Here is a 16,472-nt window from a genome sequence, read left to right as displayed (position 1 = left end):
CACTCCTATAGTTCAGCTGCCCCTAATCGTTATTTGTCAATTCACTCAACTTCTTGATAAAATCAGGAAATTCAAGCTTGGGCAGGGTAGATTTTTTATTTCCTGACTTCCAAAATATCCAGAGTAACTGGTTGAAACCGTCTTGCAAGACCTTCTTTTGTTGGTCCGAGAGATTGCCGAATTCTTGCAAGAGTTGACCTAGCTTAGGAAGGGTTTTGATACCAATATCATCCAGACTTTCAATTCCAGAATCAAGAATGGTATCAAAAACCAAATCGCAAACTTGCTTGAGTTCTTGATTGGGCAAGGTCTCAATCCACTCTTGGAAGGTTTCTTTCAAGCGTTGACTTAGGTCTGTCGGCTGGTCTTCATAAACAAAATCATTTGTTTCCAAATCAACCTGCCAAAGCAAAACATTGTGTTGAGCGATGCCTATGCCATCTGCTGCTACGAGCTTTGCGACCTTGTCCCAGTAGAGCATGACTCCCACAACGGATTCTTGAGGTCTGACAACCGTCATCTTGGCTTTCAACTCTTGGTAAGAAGGCTTCTCTAAGAGGGACTTCATCAGGCCCGGAGAATCCAGAAGCAAGAGCTCTGCTATTTGCTCACGCAGGACAGGCGAACTCTGTACAGCCGAATAGAGGGCAAGATTACCACCCTTGGAGTGTCCAGAAACAATGATATGACCACTGAGGTTTGGCAAGTACTTCTCCAGAAAGGCCATGGCTGAGCGATGGGCTGGAATTTCCCGACTGTAGGTCAACTGAAAATCCTCCTTCCAACCAATGACGCTATCATCGGTACCACGAAAGACAATCTGCTGGTAGTCAAATTCAGGCAAGCTGAAAATCATAGCCGCAAACTGCTTTTCCACTTCCTTGTCCAAGACACTACAGTAGTCACTTAGATTAAGTCCAGCGAAACGCCTAGACCTGACCATGGCTTCAGCCAAATCTACCCGTTCCTTAGTCACCATGAAGCTGTAGTCTGGATTTAAGTCCTTCCCTTCAGCATAGTCATGTAAATTGATGGTTTCCTTCAAATCACTTGCTGAGAGCCATGTTTCATAAGTCAGGTAGCCAATCTCATTGATGCAAACCTTATCCAAGATATTTAGAGGCTCTTGGTCGAAAGGCAAATCCTTAACCTTATCAAGATAATCGATTAAATTGGACATCATTACTCCTTAAAGTCTTTCTTACCTTGATTTTACTAGAATTTTCAATAAATTGTTAGTGAAAAATGTGATATGATAAGAGAGATTATTTATTAGGAAAAGGAAGCTTATGACTATTTCACGATTTTACCGTATCTTACTAGCTCTCTGTGGTTTGGTAGGAGTCTCTATCCAAATCCATGACGATGGTTGGGGTATGTTGCTCTATTACACTGTTTTGTCCAATATCCTTGTCTTCTCTAGTTTGATTTTCTTTATCATCTATGACTTCAAAAAAGGGAACGCGACAACCAACACCAAACTCTTGCGTTACAAGGGTGGTGTAACCATGGCTATCCTCATCACCGGAGTCATCTATCATATCCTCTTGGCACCTATTACGGAACCTGAGAAATTCTGGACCCTCCGCAACTTCTTGGTCCACTATATTGTCCCTTGGGGGTTGGTGCTTGATACCCTTATTTTCGATGCTAAGAAAGCCTACCGTCTACGTGAGCCAATTTACTGGTCCGTGGTCCCTCTGTCTTACTTTGCCTTTGCCCTTCTAAATGGCTTGGTGCTAAAACTCCCAATTCCAGGTGCCAAAGATAGCCCCTTCGCCTACTTCTTTATCAATGTTAATAAATTTGGTTGGAACAAGGTCTTGGTAAACGTCCTGGTCATCAGTGCTGGGTATATCGCTGTTGGCTATCTCTTATATCTCTTGAAAAAATTTATCGGTCGTAAACCAGCATAAAATACAAACTGAGCTCCAAAAAGGAACTCAGTTTTTTCTATTGCAACAAACCCAATTTATCAAATGCCTTGTACAAACCATCGGCTTCAACATCGTCTGTAACTAGGTCTGCCATAGCCAAGATTTCTGGGCCTCCATTTCCCATGGCAACGCCAACCTCACAGTATTCCAACATAGGGATATCAATCTTGGCATCGCCGAAAGCAATGGTATCCGAACGCTTAGCCCCCAAATGTTCCAAAAGAACATCAATGGCATGGGCCTTGTTAATATCCTTAACACCCAAATCACCAAACAAGGCTGTTTCACCTCGACCTCCCCAAGTATGGGCTTCAAGCTGTGGAAAAGCTTCTTTGGAATCCAAGTGATCCTGATAAGACTCCAAAACAAAACTGACCTTGTTTAGGTCGTCACGATAGAGTTCCCCACCATACTTGAGGCCATGAATGAAATCTTCTGGTTCCTTACCCTCAACAGACTCTGCAGACTGCCCCTTTTGAATAGCGTAAGTCTTTAGCGTCTCACGCGCCCGCTCCCGAAAATCAGGACTAGCAAAGAGACCATTATTGCTCTCCAGATAAAAGGCAAGATGGCGTTCTGTCAGCCAATCCACAATCTTTGCTGCATCTTCCTTGGAAATCAGCTGATGCATGAGGACTTGGCCATGATGCTCCACATAAGAGCCATTGCCACCAATCATCCCATCCAAGCCAATTTCCCATAATTCAGGTTGCATTTCTGCCTTGCTACGTCCGGTACAAACATAGACCAGATGCCCCTTTTCACGCGCCTGACGAATTGCCTTTACTGCTGACTCTGGAATGCGGTTATGATAATCCACCAATGTCCCATCAACATCTAGAAAAATAAGTTTTGACATGTTCTCACCTCGAGTCTTCTTTTACTTTATTATACCCTGATACTGCTCCAAGAGATAATACTTTCCTCAGACAAACTGATACTATCCTACGATAATATTGTCTCCAATCCAAAGCATTGCCATTTCTCCTGAAAGAAGCTATGATGAAGATATGAATGATTTAAAAACACTACTGAATCACCTGTCCTATAAATTAGCAGCCTATGATGCCCAAGGAAACTTTCTCTACGACAACGGTGGCGCTGACGGTAGTTTCTTCCCCCGTGAGCCTGAAAATCTGCCCGATTGGATCATGTCTGAAGTTCTAGCATCTCCTACCAAAGAAAGAAGTTATCAGATTCCAACAGACAGTTTTGATCAAGTCCTCATCCAGACCTACCAAGCTGCTATCGACAACGAAGGAAAGGTCCTAGGATTTTGGGAGACTATTTATGATTTGAAGCAACCTCTCAAGACCTATCTGGATAACTCTGCTCAAGCTCTTGTCGCCTGGTCTGATGCCACTAGTGGCGCTAGTTTCAAGGAAGAAACTGACTTTTAAGCTAAATTTCTTGCTTTAATAAATGAAAAATTCACTTAATTCAAGGATAGCTCAAAACACCTTTATTCATAAAATGTGCCTAAGTCAGCACTACAAAGGCTTTTTGGAAATCAGTCACTTTAATATCTCTCACAGAATTTATAAACATTCTATTTTGCATTTTTGCGCTATTTAAGGTAGAATGGGAGTAATGAGAAAAAGAATAAAACCGATCGTTGTTTACGTGGTTCTAGCTCTTTTAGGATTAGCATTAGTTATTGCAAATATTCACAATACGTCCAAACAACAGGCGCATCTTCAAAACGTGAAATCTGCTATTCCTTATGCTACTACACCAAAAACAACAACCAGTAGTACATCTAGCAGTTCCGACGAGGAGCTGATACTCAATCCCATTATCGACCTTTCAGGGTGGCAACTACCTCAGGATATCGATTACGATGTCTTGTCAAATCATATTTCTGGTGCTATCGTCCGCGTCTTCGGTGGATCACTGATTAGTAAGGATAGCAATGCCGCTAGTTCGAATGGGGTCGACAAATCTTTTAAAACACATATTAAAGAACTCAAAAAACGTGACGTTCCAGTTGCCGTCTATTCCTACGCTCAAGGTACTTCTGTCAAGGAGATGAAGGAAGAAGCTCGTATTTTCTACAAAAATGCTTCTCCATACAAACCGACTTATTACTGGATTGACGTCGAAGAGGAAACCATGTCTAACATGGAGCAAGGTGTCCAAGCCTTTCTCGCTGAGCTCAAACGACTTGGAGCTGAAAATGTTGGTCTCTATATTGGTGCTTATTTCATGCTCGAGCAAGAAGTTTCAACTAAAAACTTCGACGCTGTTTGGATTCCAGCCTACGGTACCGATTCTGGTTATTACGAGGCTTTACCAAACACTGAAATCGACTATGACCTTCACCAGTATACGTCTCAAGGAAGCCTTCCAGGTTTCGACAACATCCTAGATCTTAACCAAATCAATCCAGAGAAAAACAAACGTAAAACCTTTGAAAAACTCTTTGGTAAGATTAAGCAAAAACCAACTAAAAATAAGAAGACTACTTCGACAAGTTCATCTAGTAGTCAGTAAAAACCAGTGTCTAAGGCACTGGTTTTCTTCTTGTCAAATTGGTTTAGGCGTGTTCGGACGAATGTGTTATAATGGATGGTAGAAATGTATAACTTTAAAAGGAGATATGACAATGGCTAAGAAAGGCAAAGTCAAGAAAACCTTGGTTGACCAAATTCTTGATAAAGCTAAAATTGACCATGATAGCTTATCCTTCAATGGTTTAGAAGGAGAGCTTCCAGAAGATGTGGCACGTGAGAGCATTTATAAAACCCTCGCCCTTAAGGGAGATAAGACAGGACCAGTCATCGGCATCGTCCCTATCACCGAGCACCTGTCTGAAAAGAAATTAGCTAAAATTTCAGGGAACAAGAAAGTTCAAATGATTCCACAAAAGGATCTCCAAAAAACGACTGGCTATGTTCACGGAGCCAACAACCCAGTGGGAATTCGCCAAAAACACAATTTCCCTATTTACATCGATCAGTCTGCCCAAGAAGCTGGTTTCCTTATTGTCTCAGCGGGAGAAATTGGGCGCTCTATCCGTATCAATAGTCAAGAACTTGCTGATTTTGTTAATGCTGAATTTGCTGATATTAAGGAGTAATCATGAAACTGTATTTTGTACGTCACGGTAAAACTGAGTGGAACTTGGAAGGCCGACTTCAAGGCGCCAAGGGAGACTCGCCTTTGCTTAAAGAATCTGTTGAACAAGTACGTGAGCTAGGTCACTATCTTAGTGACACTCATTTTGACTTGGTCTTCTCAAGTGACCTACCACGTGCTAAAAAAACTACAGAGCTCATCATGGAGTCTCAAAAACCTAAAGCTAAAGTTACCTACACTAAAGCTTTGCGTGAATGGCAGCTTGGCAAACTGGAAGGACAAAAAATTTCACTCGTTCAGGCCATCTATCCAAAAGAAATGGATGCCTTCCGTCATAACCTAGCCAACTTCCGTGCTAATGACTTCCAAGCTGAATCTGTTTACCAGACAACCAAACGTGTGGCCGAATTTGTCAAAACACTTAAAGATAGTGATGCTAAAAATGTCCTCATTGTTGGTCACGGAGCTAACCTAACAGCTTCTATCCGTACCCTCCTTGGTTTTGAACCGGGTCTTCTTCGTAAGGCAGGAGGTCTTGACAATGCTTCTGTCACTATTCTCGAAACCAATGATTTCGAGCACTTCACTCTCAAATGTTGGAATGATACATCTTATATGGATGAACAAAACAAGATCAGCTAAATCATCGACTGACTTCATAAGACAAGCGATCCTGAACAAGGGTCGCTTTTTTGCACTCAAAAAGCCCTTAAAGCCTACTACTTCAAGAGCTTCACTTCCATTATTTCCAACTCGGTTCCTCTGGCAAACGGTCTAATTCAACACCAAATCCTCGAGCCAAATCATCTAATCCCTTTTCGAAAACGTCTAGTTCCTGTAAGACAAGATCATACTGTCCTTCAGACAATAAACGCTTAAAACGAAGACCACGACTCAAAACAAATTCCATATCTATTTTGACAGTTCTATGAACATGTTCCCAATAGTTGTTAGCAAACTCTCGTTGCTTTTCTTCAGTATTAAGGTGGTCTGATAATGCATTATAGGAATCCCAGGCAAGACACTTCATCTGTTCTGCATCTCTAACACCTTCAAAGAGATCGTCACGTTTGGCTTCGAGTGATTCGACCTCTTTTCTCAAAGCCTCACGTTCAGCACTTAGTGCTTCAATATCATGTTTTAAGTTGTTGATTTCTACCATTTTCAAACTCCTTATCTCACGTTCTAGACAATAAAACGGCCACACGAGGCCGCTCTATTATCTTCCATATTTCATACGAAGGATTTTTTCCTGGTTCGCATTCAAACGAAGAAGGATAACCACTTTATCAATACTCATATTGCTCTCAAGAAGACGTTCAGCCGCCATCATAAGACCATTATTGATACCTAGTTGAAGTACTGGATTTTCATTATCATTGATATCAAAGATATATTTGTTATTTGGAAGGTCGAAAAGGACTTTCACCGCTCCAAAGAGTTGCTCAAAACTATCAATTTCCAAGTCAAAGACTGGCTTAGTACCTGGTTTAAGGCTACGTCCACGGTGGTTAAACCACATAGAATGCCAACCACCATTGAAGGCCCCCATGACATCATTGTCATAAGAATCTCCAACATAGAGCGTCGTCGATGGATTCATGTCAAATTGCTCAGCTGCGAGGTTGAAGATTTCCTTCTCAGGCTTTTGGAAACCTGTCGCCTGACTGACGATGACACGCTTAGGATCAACGTAATCATAAAGTCCCAACTTCTTAACCTTTTTAAGTTGGTGCTCTGTTGGTCCATTGGTAATAATCCCCATAGGCACATTTTTTTCCTTGAGGAAATCAAGGGTCATGCGCATTTCATCAAGCATGGTGATGTTTTCCAACTCATGCTCGTAAACCTCTTGGAAATGGTTGCCCGTTTCTTCATCAATTTCACGGTAGCCAAACTCCAAAAGGGTCTCTTTACAGCGCCAAAAACGGAAATACTCGGTTGTCCACTCACCTGCCATTACACGTGGAAAACCAACATCAGAATAGTGGCGGAAACGAATGTAGGCTTGATTCATGTGACTCATATCAAAGTCAGGGAAACATTTTTCCATGGCAATACGATAAGGTGCCTGTTGGTCGTAAATAGTATCGTCAACGTCAAAAACAATAGAGGTAATCATCTGTCCGTTCTTTCTTATATCATTCTCTTGTCAGAGGCTTAGGTAAATTAAGAGATCTAACAACTAAACTGCAATATCAGTCAGCTCCTAATTTAATCTTCAGTCTTGCAAAAGTAAGCTTTAGGTCAACTGTCTTGGGGCAATCTTACTCGTCTATTTTTTATCAGAATGCAATTGCCCAAACAGTCTTATTATACCGTTTTTACCCTCTTATTTCAATTTTCGACCCCACTTAAGAAAAGATTATTCGTGTTTTGAAGATAGAAAAAGGTTTGGAACATTTTGTCCCAAACCTAATGCATCTTGTCATATTCAGACACTTATTTAATTTCTTTGAAGGTCATTTTTTGTTTGACTTCACCCTGACCACCCTTGGCAATCTGGTAATAGAAATCTTTTGATGTGAAGTGGTCACCATAAGCAAAGACCTTGTTGTACTGCCATTGTGACAATTGATCATCCTCTTTTTTACCAAGAGTCAATGTTGTTTTTGTCACACTGTATTCCCACTTAGCTGTTTGGTCATTATAGGCCTTGTCAAAATCAGTCTGACTCTTAGCAGCATTAACCACTGTCGTACGATCTTGACTCACAAGTGCCTTGTTACCACCTTCTTGGAAGGCTACATACATGACACGATTATTGACCTCACCGTTTAGAGAACTTGAGTATTGGTAAACCTTACCAGGTACAACACTATCTAAATGGTGTGTTCCCCAGTAATAGAAAGCACCAAATCCAGCTCCCGTAACCAAGAGACAAGCAAGAACGACACTAATAATGATATTTCTCTTTGACATGTCTTGCCCCTCTCTATTCATCACCAGTTAGATCAGAGAAAGTTGCCTCTGAGTCTGTTTCAGTGTGGCTTGAAGAACTTGATGATGAACGTTCAACACTTGATGAGCTTGAACTCATGCGTGTTTCTGTTTGAGAATCATCACTTGATGAAGCCTTAGATTCTGATGATTTTTCAGTGCTTGATGATGAGCTTTCTTTTTCCTTGTAAACATCAACGTTGAAAGCCCACTTATCACCCTTATAACTTACCTGAATTTGAGCATATTTTGACTTGATAAGATCTGACATCTTACTATCCCTGTCAAGAGCGTCATAAATCTTTTGAGCAAGAGCCTTGGCATTAGCTTCAGTTTTGGCACCATCTTTAGGTCCATCAACAATATCTTGAGCCTTAGGCGTTTCACCTTGAAGGTAAAGGGCTTTGCTTTCAGTGTCCTTCTTATATTCAACATTTTTACCATTCTTATCATCTGCATGTAAGAAGAAAGTCCATGCAGGACTACCTGAACGATTTTGTCGATAAATATTTGAGAATTCTTCTTGAACCTTGTCTTGGAAAGCATCATCAGTCAATTCTTTTTCCTTAGAACTTTCTGTACTTGCTTTGCTTTCACTACTGCTTGCTGTTGAGCTTGATGCAGAAGATGATGATCCACTTGTTGAACTTGATGAAGCATCTTTAGATTCAGATGATGACGAAGAAGAGTCCTTGCCATCTTTAGAATCTTTAGTATCTTTGTCTTTATCGTTATTATTGTTTGTCGTGTTATTTGAGAATGAAACGCTATTGTCAGAATTATCTGGAGCGTAAATCACTGTATTCTTAGAATGGTCATCAGAGACAAAAGTGCTGTTATTGATAATCACTCGGTTGTTATCACCATAGTAGTTGTTGATAACAATCTTAGAATGTGCACAACGGTAACCATTACCAGTCACGTGGTAACCTGCTGGGACATCACCATCACGTTTCAAGATGAGGACATCACCTGCAAAGATAAGATCAATATTCTGAATATTGTTATCGTAGGCTAATTTTTCAATAGAAATTCCAGTTGCTTGAGAGATTCCCCACAAGGTATCTCCCCATTGAATCACGTACTGTTGGCCATCTAACTGCTGTGGATTGATATTCTGAGTTGTCAAATTATTTGTAATTTGTTCAGGTGTGCTGGCAATCCAGTTTGTAATATCAGCAGCATGAGCACTCGTTTGATTTTGATAAAAGCTATCTGCTAACACAGATACCGTAGGCATCCCAATAGGTGCTAGTAAAGCGCCAAGCATCACGGCTTTACTAACATATTTTTTCTTTTTCATCGTATTTCCTCCTTATATCATACGAAGCTTACTTTGCTATTGTACACCCTTTTTATTATATTTGTCAATAAATTCTATAACTTTCTAATCAAAGGTTAATGCTAGTTAACGATTTGTCCTAAAAATAGACAAATCCTAGCTTTATTTATCTGACATTTAATCATTTGTCCTATCTTTAGAAGGTGATTTATGATACAATAATTACGACTATTTTATGGAGGACTAACATGTCAAATCAACACATGGAAGAATTGAACGATCAACAGATTGTCCGTCGTGAAAAAATGGCGGCTTTGGCTGAACAAGGAATCGATCCTTTTGGTAAGCGATTCGAACGCACAGCTACATCTGGTCAATTAAAAGAAAAATACGCTGACAAAACAAAAGAAGAATTGCACGAAATCAACGAAACTGCTACTATCGCAGGTCGTTTGATGACTAAACGTGGTAAAGGTAAAGTTGGCTTCGCCCACATCCAAGACCGCGATGGTCAAATCCAAATCTACGTGCGTAAAGATGCTGTCGGTGAAGAAAACTACGAAATCTTCAAGAAAGCTGACCTTGGTGACTTCCTCGGTGTCGAAGGTGAAGTTATGCGTACAGATATGGGAGAACTTTCTATCAAGGCGACTCATATCACTCACTTGTCTAAAGCCCTTCGTCCATTGCCTGAGAAATTCCACGGACTTTCAGACGTTGAAACAATCTACCGTAAACGTTACCTCGATTTGATTTCTAACCGTGAAAGCTTTGACCGCTTTGTCACACGTTCAAAAATCATTTCTGAAATCCGTCGCTACCTCGATGCTCAAGGTTTCCTTGAAGTAGAAACACCTGTACTTCACAACGAAGCTGGTGGTGCTGCTGCTAAACCTTTCATCACTCACCACAATGCACAAAACATCGACATGGTGCTTCGTATCGCGACTGAGCTCCACCTCAAACGTCTCATCGTTGGTGGTATGGAACGCGTTTACGAAATCGGACGTATCTTCCGTAATGAAGGTATGGATGCCACTCACAACCCTGAGTTCACATCTATCGAAGTTTACCAAGCTTACGCTGACTTCCACGATATCATGAACTTGACTGAAGGTATCATCCAACACGCTGCTAAAGCTGTTAAAGGTGACGGACCTATCAACTACCAAGGAACTGAAATCAAGATCAACGAACCATTCAAACGCATCCACATGGTTGACGCTATCAAGGAAATCACTGGCGTTGACTTCTGGCAAGACATGACTTTGGATGAAGCCAAAGCTATTGCTGCAGAAAAGAATGTTCCAGTTGAAAAACACTACACTGAAGTTGGTCACATCATCAACGCCTTCTTCGAAGAATTCGTTGAAGAAACATTGATTCAACCAACATTCGTTTACGGTCACCCAGTTGCTGTGTCTCCATTGGCTAAGAAAAACCCAGAAGACCCTCGCTTCACTGACCGTTTCGAACTCTTCATCATGACTAAAGAGTACGGAAATGCCTTCACCGAATTGAACGACCCAATCGATCAATTGTCACGTTTCGAAGCACAAGCTGCTGCTAAGGAACTCGGTGATGACGAAGCAACAGGCATCGACTACGACTACGTTGAAGCCCTTGAATACGGTATGCCACCAACAGGTGGACTCGGAATCGGTATCGACCGTCTCTGCATGCTTCTCACTGACACAACAACCATCCGTGATGTCTTGTTGTTCCCAACGATGAAATAATAATCATATCCCATTATTTGAATAATGGGATATTTTTATATGAGGTATAAACGTGTTTAAAAAATTGAAGTCCCTTTTTAAGAAAAAATCAACTGTAATTGAACAGCCTGAGACAAAGAGAGAAGAAAGCCAATTAGACTTTCCCATAGACCGCGCAGATTATTTTTTCGATCATGCACTTGTATTTTATTGTGAAGAAAATGATATACCGTCAGAAAAACTAAGCAAATCAGATATGCTAGAGATTAGCAAAAGAGCTGCCTTTCATCTCAGTGTCTTCGTAGCTTGGCTAGCAAAACATGATTTTCTGAATCCCCAAAGTGATGGATTTAACCTTGAAGATGCACAAAAACTCAAGAGTGAAACGATTACGGGTACAGACTATCTCTTTAAACATCTTGATGAAAAACTTTATTCATCTGATATTAGTGACACACTCCTCCCCTTCATCTCTGATTTTTATGAAGATTATATGGATTTTTGTTATACAGTCTTGGTTGATGATGTTGCTAGAACTGAATTTGATTGGAAAATCTATCACTTGGTTGAAGAGGATATCGACGAAATGTTCAATCAATATAAGACTCACATCGGATAATATGAAAAAACGCTTCCCTCAATCGAGAGAAGCATTTTCTTATTTCCAGAATTTTGCTTTTGAGGCAACAACCCAAGCTGATAGACAAGCTAGTGCTACTACTGCATAGATAGCGTATTGTTTCGCAGGATAAAGCCAGGCTTTGTTTTCTTCATGCCAGCGAGACTTCCAAAGGCCGATGTAATCGCCCGTCATTCCAGGATTTTTCAGGCGCTCCATGTAGTTGGCAGGTAGGTTATCTGGCTGATTCATCTGTACGTTAATGATAAAGATAACCAAAGCAACTGCGATGATAACTAGGAGTGCCAGGGTAATCTTTTTCTTAGCTGTTAGTTGAAATGTTTTCAATTATTTTTCTCCCTCATCTATGAAATCATCTACTCTAATAGTTTAATATAAAAAGTCAATTCTGAAAAGTCGTCTATGACATCAATGTAAGATAGGTCAATACCTTTCAAAACCTTGCACATCATCCTCATAGTGTTATAATAAAATTGTCGGTCTGTCTAGAAATAATGCAACTTTTAGGCAGAATGACTTAGAAAGAGGTGTTTATGACATCTTCAAAAAAGGTTTCCCTTTCTGAGGTAAACCAATCCATAGATACACCAAATAATAATCGCTTTTGGCAAAATCTTAAGGCTTTCTTGGGACCTGGGGCTCTTGTGGCCGTGGGTTACATGGATCCAGGGAACTGGATTACCAGTGTCGTCGGTGGGGCGACCTACAAGTACAGTCTTCTTTTTGTCATCTTAATTTCATCTTTAATCGCTATGCAGTTGCAACAAATGGCTGGAAAGTTAGGGATTGTGACCCAAATGGACCTGGCCCAAGCGACTGCCTACCACTCGCCCAAATGGTTGCGATACACGCTTTGGGTGATTCTGGAGCTTGCCTTAATGGCGACGGATTTGGCTGAGGTGCTTGGTTCTGCCATCGCACTTAACCTGCTCTTTGGTATTCCAATTATGGTTGCCATTCTGGTGACAGTCCTAGATGTCTTCCTACTCCTACTCATCATGAAACTGGGATTCAAGAAAATCGAGGCTATTGTTTCAACCTTGATTTTGACCATCTTGGTTATCTTTGTCTACCTGGTAGCCTTGTCTGAGCCTAGTATTACGGGAATCCTCGAGGGTTATCTCCCTACGCCAGCGCTCTTTGAGCCACATGCTGCTGGGCACACCAACCAGTTGACTTTGGCACTTGGGATTGTGGGTGCAACCGTTATGCCACATAACCTCTACTTGCACTCATCCTTGTCACAGACTCGTAAGGTTGACTATTCTGATGGTAAAGATGTGACAAAGGCTGTCCGTTTCATGACCTGGGACTCCAACATTCAGTTGACTTTGGCCTTTGTGGTTAACTCCCTCCTCTTGATTTTGGGTGCAGCTCTCTTCTTTGGCCACGCTTCTGATATTTCAGCTTTCTCACAAATGTACAATGCCCTTCAGGACTCTAAGATTGCTGGTGCGGTTGCTAGTTCAACACTTTCAACTCTCTTTGCCTTGGCACTCTTGGCTAGTGGTCAAAACTCTACCATTACTGGTACCCTAACTGGTCAAATTGTCATGGAAGGCTTCCTCCACATGAGGTTACCACAGTGGGTAATTCGTTTGTTCACACGTCTCTTCGCCTTGCTACCTGTTATCATTGTAGCCATTCTCTATGGCGATCAAGAAAAGATACTGGATCAACTCTTGGTTTATTCACAAGTATTCCTCTCAATTGCCTTGCCATTCTCTATCTTCCCTTTGATTTACTACACTTCTAAGAAATCACTCATGGGAAAACACGTCAATGCCAAGTGGAATACCTTCCTTGGTTATGCCATCGCTATTGTCCTAACCATTCTCAATCTCAAACTTATCTTTGATACGTTTTAAACAAAAAAATAAGGCCAGCGCCATGCTGACCTTGTTTTAGTTTTTGAAGGCGTCAACGAGAACTTGGAATTCTTCGTTGCTGAGGGTAATCCCCTTGCCCATCTTGGTATGGTCTGGACTCCATGTACGGATGTCATATTTAGCCGGTGCGCCATTAAAGCTCACACGATTGAGTTCCTTAGTCCAACCCTTGTCATTCTCAGACAAAACCAAGAGTTTTTCTTCAATTTCAAATGAAAATTCTGCCATTTGCTTACCTCCACTAGCTTTATTCGTTTTTTTCTGTGAAAATTGTCTGTTTTAGAATGAAGTTATCCACAAAAATTCACCTTTCATGCTATAATTATTTTATCAAGAAACGAGGGAAATGACCATGATAAACTTTTTAGAAGCCGTAAAGCATCAGCTTCATCAGTTTGTGGAAATAGGTCACAGCAAACCTGTCCACCTAATGCAGAATCAACTTATTAACGATATCTATCATGCTATTGATCATAATCAAATGGTCATGCTGACATCCAATCAAAAGACCTATAAGGGCTACATCAACCGTTATGACAGGGAGCGACAAGCCATCTTTATCGAGCAAGATAAGATCATCAGCATGATTGAACTTAAAGAAATCAAACGTCTAAAAATCATATCACAACGAGGTTAAGTTTATCAGTTAACCTCGTTTTATTATTAGGTTGACTATTTTGAAACCACTTGCTATAATAAGTTAACTATTTATTTAAGAAAGATTAACTAAAAATGACACAAAATCGTACATTGTCGCTTATTCTTCCAGCTTTTGGCGCTGCCATCATTGCTGCACTGGCTCAAATTGTTATTCCTATCGGTGCAGTTCCCATTACTCTGCAAACTTTTGCTGTTGGACTTGTTGCTGCCATTCTTAAACCAAGAGAGGCGACACTTGCTGCTACCCTTTATCTTATCATAGGTGCTATTGGTCTACCAGTTTTTGCAGGTGGAGGCGGTGGACTCCAAGCCTTCTTTGGCCCTTCAGCTGGCTATTTGTTGGCTTATCCATTTTTCGCCTTTGTCACTTCAAAACTGACGCATGCTGAGACTCCTATTTGGAAAATCTTTGTGGCTTTTGTTTTGGGTGATGCACTTGTTTTTGTCGGTGGTATCCTCAGCCTGCACTTTCTCGGAAAGATGGGCTGGTCTGCAGCTGTAGCTGTTGGCTTGACACCCTTTATTATTCCTGACCTCTTAAAAGGTCTCATCGTCGCTTTGGTGACTAAGCCAGTCTTAAAAGCTCTTAAAAATCATAGTTACTTTAACTAAAAAAGATTGAAGACTTTGTTCATGTGAACAGAATCTTCAATCTTTTTATTTTTCAAAATAAATATCATAGTGCTTTGAACAAGCTGGGTTGAAGGCACTGTGACAATTGGGACAAGCTTCTACATCTTGATACTCCTCAATGGTCATCTCATGCCTACAAACGCCACAGATAAGGACCTTGTCCTGCTTCAATTGACAAGGATAAGCTCGAAAGCTATGCTTCTCCAAGCGATCATGACACTGATAACAGGCATAATACTTCTGGCACTCGAAGCATTTTAGGGCAACTATATCTAGTGGGGAATGGTAGTGTTGACATCTACTTTGGTCATCTACCAGGAGCCCATTGATTTGACTTGTCATTAGGCACGAACAGTTTTGCTTGAACCGTCTTTTTGGTAGAGGTTAATCAAACCTTCTTTAGTTGAACGAATCATGTCACCAGGTTTAACTTCTTGTGGCACGGTAATCGTAAGAAGTTCCATTGGGTTTGGTGCACGGTCAATCTTGTTACCATTGGCATCGTGAAGGTCTTTGATATCACACTCGAAATGACGGAAGCCTGGTCCGTAGAATTCAACGTGGTCACCTTCGAGGATAACGTTACGTTGACGGATTGTAGCTGTCATAGTTGCTGGATCAAAGTCTACGACTTCACCAACGAATTTGTATTGTGGAATCTTACGACGAGCACCAAAGAGTTGTTCGTTTTCTGTTGGTGTCTTGTAGTAGAAACCTGTTGCCAATTCACGTTGGGCAACTTTCCAGAGTTCGTTAATCAAATCGTCTTTGATGGCATAAAAGGCTTCTGCACTTTCCATGTAAGCGTCACAAGCAGCCTTGTAACAGTTGGCAACTGTTGATACGTAGTGAACAGATTTCATACGACCTTCGATTTTAAGGCTATCAACGCCATTGTCGATAAGGTCAGGGATATTTTCAATCATACACATGTCAACGGCTGACATTGAGTATTCTTCAGGAACTTCACCTTTGATACTCTTACGTTCTTGGCCGAATGGCATGTCGTAAAGGTCATATTTCCAACGACAAGACTGTGAACAACCACCACGGTTGGCATCGCGGTCTGACATGTGGTTAGAAAGGGTACAGCGACCTGAGTATGAGATACACATAGCACCATGGACAAAGGCCTCAATTTCAAGATCCGTACGTTTACGGATTTCAGCCAACTCTTCCATGGTAACCTCACGTGCCAAAACGACACGGGTCAAACCATACTCTTTCCAAAAATGGAAGGTTTCAACGTTTGTCGCAGATGCTTGCGTTGACAAGTGGATGTTAAGTCCTGGAGCGTAGGTTGAACAGATTTCAATCAAGGCTGGGTCAGATACGATAACGGCATCGAGTCCCATATCACGCAATTCACGGAACCATTCACCAGCACCCTTTTCATTTCCTTCATGGGTAACCATGTTTGATGCAACGTGGACATCAACGCCACGTGCGTGAGCGTATTCGATACCTTCACGAAGTTCATCCATGGTAAAGTTTCCGGCACGGCTACGCAAACCATAGGCTTGTCCACCAACGAAAACAGCATCTGCGCCGTAATTTACAGCGACTTTCAATTTTTCCAAAGTTCCAGCAGGTACAAGTACCTCTGGGCGTTTTTTAGTTGTAGTCATAATTTCTCCAATTTGCAAGATTGTCGATTTTAAGTTTTGAACAACTCCTTCGTTCCCTGAAAATGGA

At 41.2% G+C, this 16,472-nt stretch carries 20 protein-coding genes; 10 read left to right on the top strand and 10 right to left on the bottom strand.

What is annotated here, in order from left to right; all coding sequences use genetic code 11:
* Positions 1-22: 22 nt before the first annotated feature.
* On the bottom strand, positions 23-1,180 hold the full coding sequence (locus tag HMPREF1519_RS06200) for an Mbeg1-like protein (protein WP_037611498.1): 1,158 nt from the start codon (positions 1,178-1,180) through the stop codon (positions 23-25).
* Positions 1,181-1,289: 109 nt separating this feature from the next.
* On the opposite strand from HMPREF1519_RS06200, the gene HMPREF1519_RS06195 reads away from it, so the two are divergent.
* Positions 1,290-1,916: a Pr6Pr family membrane protein gene (locus HMPREF1519_RS06195; RefSeq protein ID WP_037611496.1), complete on the top strand. Its 627-nt coding sequence runs from the start codon at positions 1,290-1,292 to the stop codon at positions 1,914-1,916.
* Between the two features lie 37 nt (positions 1,917-1,953).
* Here HMPREF1519_RS06195 and HMPREF1519_RS06190 read toward each other — a convergent pair whose 3' ends face one another.
* Positions 1,954-2,796: a Cof-type HAD-IIB family hydrolase gene (locus tag HMPREF1519_RS06190; RefSeq protein WP_037611494.1), complete on the bottom strand. Its 843-nt coding sequence runs from the start codon at positions 2,794-2,796 to the stop codon at positions 1,954-1,956.
* A 151-nt stretch (positions 2,797-2,947) separates the two neighbouring features.
* Between HMPREF1519_RS06190 and HMPREF1519_RS06185 the strand changes: the two genes are divergently transcribed.
* The 4 genes from HMPREF1519_RS06185 (at position 2,948) to HMPREF1519_RS06170 (ending at position 5,657) form a co-directional block, all read left to right on the top strand.
* Positions 2,948-3,337 carry a hypothetical protein gene (locus HMPREF1519_RS06185; RefSeq protein WP_037600404.1) on the top strand — a complete coding sequence of 130 codons (390 nt, stop codon included), beginning with the start codon at positions 2,948-2,950 and terminating at the stop codon, positions 3,335-3,337.
* 190 nt (positions 3,338-3,527) lie between these two features.
* Positions 3,528-4,430 (top strand): glycoside hydrolase family 25 protein, encoded by a 903-nt coding sequence (locus HMPREF1519_RS06180; protein WP_037600402.1) that lies wholly within the window; start codon positions 3,528-3,530, stop codon positions 4,428-4,430.
* A gap of 112 nt (positions 4,431-4,542) precedes the next feature.
* Entirely contained in the window at positions 4,543-5,016 is a 474-nt protein-coding gene (locus tag HMPREF1519_RS06175; RefSeq protein WP_014634221.1) for an aminoacyl-tRNA deacylase, read from the top strand.
* 2 nt (positions 5,017-5,018) lie between these two features.
* Complete coding sequence (locus tag HMPREF1519_RS06170) at positions 5,019-5,657, top strand: histidine phosphatase family protein (protein ID WP_014634220.1); 639 nt, start codon at positions 5,019-5,021, stop codon at positions 5,655-5,657.
* A gap of 100 nt (positions 5,658-5,757) precedes the next feature.
* Here HMPREF1519_RS06170 and HMPREF1519_RS06165 read toward each other — a convergent pair whose 3' ends face one another.
* From HMPREF1519_RS06165 to HMPREF1519_RS06150, 4 genes are all read right to left on the bottom strand, one after another.
* The gene (locus HMPREF1519_RS06165) at positions 5,758-6,177 is read right to left on the bottom strand and encodes a hypothetical protein (RefSeq protein ID WP_037611492.1); all 420 of its coding nucleotides are present in this window, start codon (positions 6,175-6,177) and stop codon (positions 5,758-5,760) included.
* Between the two features lie 57 nt (positions 6,178-6,234).
* Complete coding sequence (locus HMPREF1519_RS06160; protein ID WP_002890593.1) at positions 6,235-7,137, bottom strand: HAD family hydrolase; 903 nt, start codon at positions 7,135-7,137, stop codon at positions 6,235-6,237.
* 320 nt (positions 7,138-7,457) lie between these two features.
* Complete coding sequence (locus HMPREF1519_RS06155; RefSeq protein ID WP_004182767.1) at positions 7,458-7,937, bottom strand: hypothetical protein; 480 nt, start codon at positions 7,935-7,937, stop codon at positions 7,458-7,460.
* Between the two features lie 13 nt (positions 7,938-7,950).
* Entirely contained in the window at positions 7,951-9,258 is a 1,308-nt protein-coding gene (locus HMPREF1519_RS06150; RefSeq protein WP_037611490.1) for a LysM peptidoglycan-binding domain-containing protein, read from the bottom strand.
* A gap of 227 nt (positions 9,259-9,485) precedes the next feature.
* Between HMPREF1519_RS06150 and lysS the strand changes: the two genes are divergently transcribed.
* Positions 9,486-10,976: a lysine--tRNA ligase gene (lysS, locus tag HMPREF1519_RS06145; protein ID WP_013990828.1), complete on the top strand. Its 1,491-nt coding sequence runs from the start codon at positions 9,486-9,488 to the stop codon at positions 10,974-10,976.
* A 52-nt stretch (positions 10,977-11,028) separates the two neighbouring features.
* The gene (locus HMPREF1519_RS06140) at positions 11,029-11,574 is read left to right on the top strand and encodes a DUF7832 domain-containing protein (protein WP_037611488.1); all 546 of its coding nucleotides are present in this window, start codon (positions 11,029-11,031) and stop codon (positions 11,572-11,574) included.
* A 39-nt stretch (positions 11,575-11,613) separates the two neighbouring features.
* On the opposite strand, the gene HMPREF1519_RS06135 is transcribed toward HMPREF1519_RS06140, so the two are convergent.
* Positions 11,614-11,922 (bottom strand): hypothetical protein, encoded by a 309-nt coding sequence (locus HMPREF1519_RS06135; protein ID WP_037611486.1) that lies wholly within the window; start codon positions 11,920-11,922, stop codon positions 11,614-11,616.
* Positions 11,923-12,128: 206 nt separating this feature from the next.
* On the opposite strand from HMPREF1519_RS06135, the gene HMPREF1519_RS06130 reads away from it, so the two are divergent.
* On the top strand, positions 12,129-13,463 hold the full coding sequence (locus HMPREF1519_RS06130; RefSeq protein ID WP_037597641.1) for an Nramp family divalent metal transporter: 1,335 nt from the start codon (positions 12,129-12,131) through the stop codon (positions 13,461-13,463).
* A gap of 36 nt (positions 13,464-13,499) precedes the next feature.
* Here the strand turns inward: HMPREF1519_RS06130 and HMPREF1519_RS06125 are convergent, their stop codons facing one another.
* Positions 13,500-13,712 (bottom strand): YdbC family protein, encoded by a 213-nt coding sequence (locus tag HMPREF1519_RS06125; RefSeq protein WP_002886106.1) that lies wholly within the window; start codon positions 13,710-13,712, stop codon positions 13,500-13,502.
* 124 nt (positions 13,713-13,836) lie between these two features.
* On the opposite strand from HMPREF1519_RS06125, the gene HMPREF1519_RS06120 reads away from it, so the two are divergent.
* A complete protein-coding gene (locus tag HMPREF1519_RS06120; protein WP_022495932.1) occupies positions 13,837-14,121 on the top strand; it encodes a hypothetical protein in 285 nt (94 codons plus the stop codon).
* Positions 14,122-14,216: 95 nt separating this feature from the next.
* Entirely contained in the window at positions 14,217-14,756 is a 540-nt protein-coding gene (locus HMPREF1519_RS06115) for a biotin transporter BioY (RefSeq protein WP_002886202.1), read from the top strand.
* 45 nt (positions 14,757-14,801) lie between these two features.
* On the opposite strand, the gene HMPREF1519_RS10350 is transcribed toward HMPREF1519_RS06115, so the two are convergent.
* Positions 14,802-15,119, bottom strand: coding sequence for a CHY zinc finger protein (locus tag HMPREF1519_RS10350; RefSeq protein ID WP_081721223.1), 318 nt, complete (start codon positions 15,117-15,119; stop codon positions 14,802-14,804).
* The gene (locus HMPREF1519_RS06110; protein WP_002885971.1) at positions 15,119-16,405 is read right to left on the bottom strand and encodes a peptidase U32 family protein; all 1,287 of its coding nucleotides are present in this window, start codon (positions 16,403-16,405) and stop codon (positions 15,119-15,121) included. Before HMPREF1519_RS06110 ends, HMPREF1519_RS10350 begins: the two co-directional genes overlap by 1 nt.
* Positions 16,406-16,472 lie beyond the last annotated feature (67 nt).

It is taken from the genome of Streptococcus sp. SR4, from assembly GCF_000517725.1.
Lineage (GTDB): Bacteria > Bacillota > Bacilli > Lactobacillales > Streptococcaceae > Streptococcus > Streptococcus salivarius_F.
Note: the sequence above shows the minus strand (reverse complement) of the source record. Positions and strands in the feature narration are given on the sequence as shown.

What these genes read in the sequence shown, in the direction of transcription:
- HMPREF1519_RS06200 (WP_037611498.1), bottom strand. Translation starts at nt 1,180, where the DNA reads ATGTCCAATTTAATCGATTATCTTGATAAGGTTAAGGATTTGCCTTTC.
- HMPREF1519_RS06195 (WP_037611496.1), top strand. Translation starts at nt 1,290, where the DNA reads ATGACTATTTCACGATTTTACCGTATCTTACTAGCTCTCTGTGGTTTG.
- HMPREF1519_RS06190 (WP_037611494.1), bottom strand. Translation starts at nt 2,796, where the DNA reads ATGTCAAAACTTATTTTTCTAGATGTTGATGGGACATTGGTGGATTAT.
- HMPREF1519_RS06185 (WP_037600404.1), top strand. Translation starts at nt 2,948, where the DNA reads ATGAATGATTTAAAAACACTACTGAATCACCTGTCCTATAAATTAGCA.
- HMPREF1519_RS06180 (WP_037600402.1), top strand. Translation starts at nt 3,528, where the DNA reads ATGAGAAAAAGAATAAAACCGATCGTTGTTTACGTGGTTCTAGCTCTT.
- HMPREF1519_RS06175 (WP_014634221.1), top strand. Translation starts at nt 4,543, where the DNA reads ATGGCTAAGAAAGGCAAAGTCAAGAAAACCTTGGTTGACCAAATTCTT.
- HMPREF1519_RS06170 (WP_014634220.1), top strand. Translation starts at nt 5,019, where the DNA reads ATGAAACTGTATTTTGTACGTCACGGTAAAACTGAGTGGAACTTGGAA.
- HMPREF1519_RS06165 (WP_037611492.1), bottom strand. Translation starts at nt 6,177, where the DNA reads ATGGTAGAAATCAACAACTTAAAACATGATATTGAAGCACTAAGTGCT.
- HMPREF1519_RS06160 (WP_002890593.1), bottom strand. Translation starts at nt 7,137, where the DNA reads ATGATTACCTCTATTGTTTTTGACGTTGACGATACTATTTACGACCAA.
- HMPREF1519_RS06155 (WP_004182767.1), bottom strand. Translation starts at nt 7,937, where the DNA reads ATGTCAAAGAGAAATATCATTATTAGTGTCGTTCTTGCTTGTCTCTTG.
- HMPREF1519_RS06150 (WP_037611490.1), bottom strand. Translation starts at nt 9,258, where the DNA reads ATGAAAAAGAAAAAATATGTTAGTAAAGCCGTGATGCTTGGCGCTTTA.
- lysS (WP_013990828.1), top strand. Translation starts at nt 9,486, where the DNA reads ATGTCAAATCAACACATGGAAGAATTGAACGATCAACAGATTGTCCGT.
- HMPREF1519_RS06130 (WP_037597641.1), top strand. Translation starts at nt 12,129, where the DNA reads ATGACATCTTCAAAAAAGGTTTCCCTTTCTGAGGTAAACCAATCCATA.
- HMPREF1519_RS06125 (WP_002886106.1), bottom strand. Translation starts at nt 13,712, where the DNA reads ATGGCAGAATTTTCATTTGAAATTGAAGAAAAACTCTTGGTTTTGTCT.
- HMPREF1519_RS06120 (WP_022495932.1), top strand. Translation starts at nt 13,837, where the DNA reads ATGATAAACTTTTTAGAAGCCGTAAAGCATCAGCTTCATCAGTTTGTG.
- HMPREF1519_RS06115 (WP_002886202.1), top strand. Translation starts at nt 14,217, where the DNA reads ATGACACAAAATCGTACATTGTCGCTTATTCTTCCAGCTTTTGGCGCT.
- HMPREF1519_RS10350 (WP_081721223.1), bottom strand. Translation starts at nt 15,119, where the DNA reads ATGACAAGTCAAATCAATGGGCTCCTGGTAGATGACCAAAGTAGATGT.
- HMPREF1519_RS06110 (WP_002885971.1), bottom strand. Translation starts at nt 16,405, where the DNA reads ATGACTACAACTAAAAAACGCCCAGAGGTACTTGTACCTGCTGGAACT.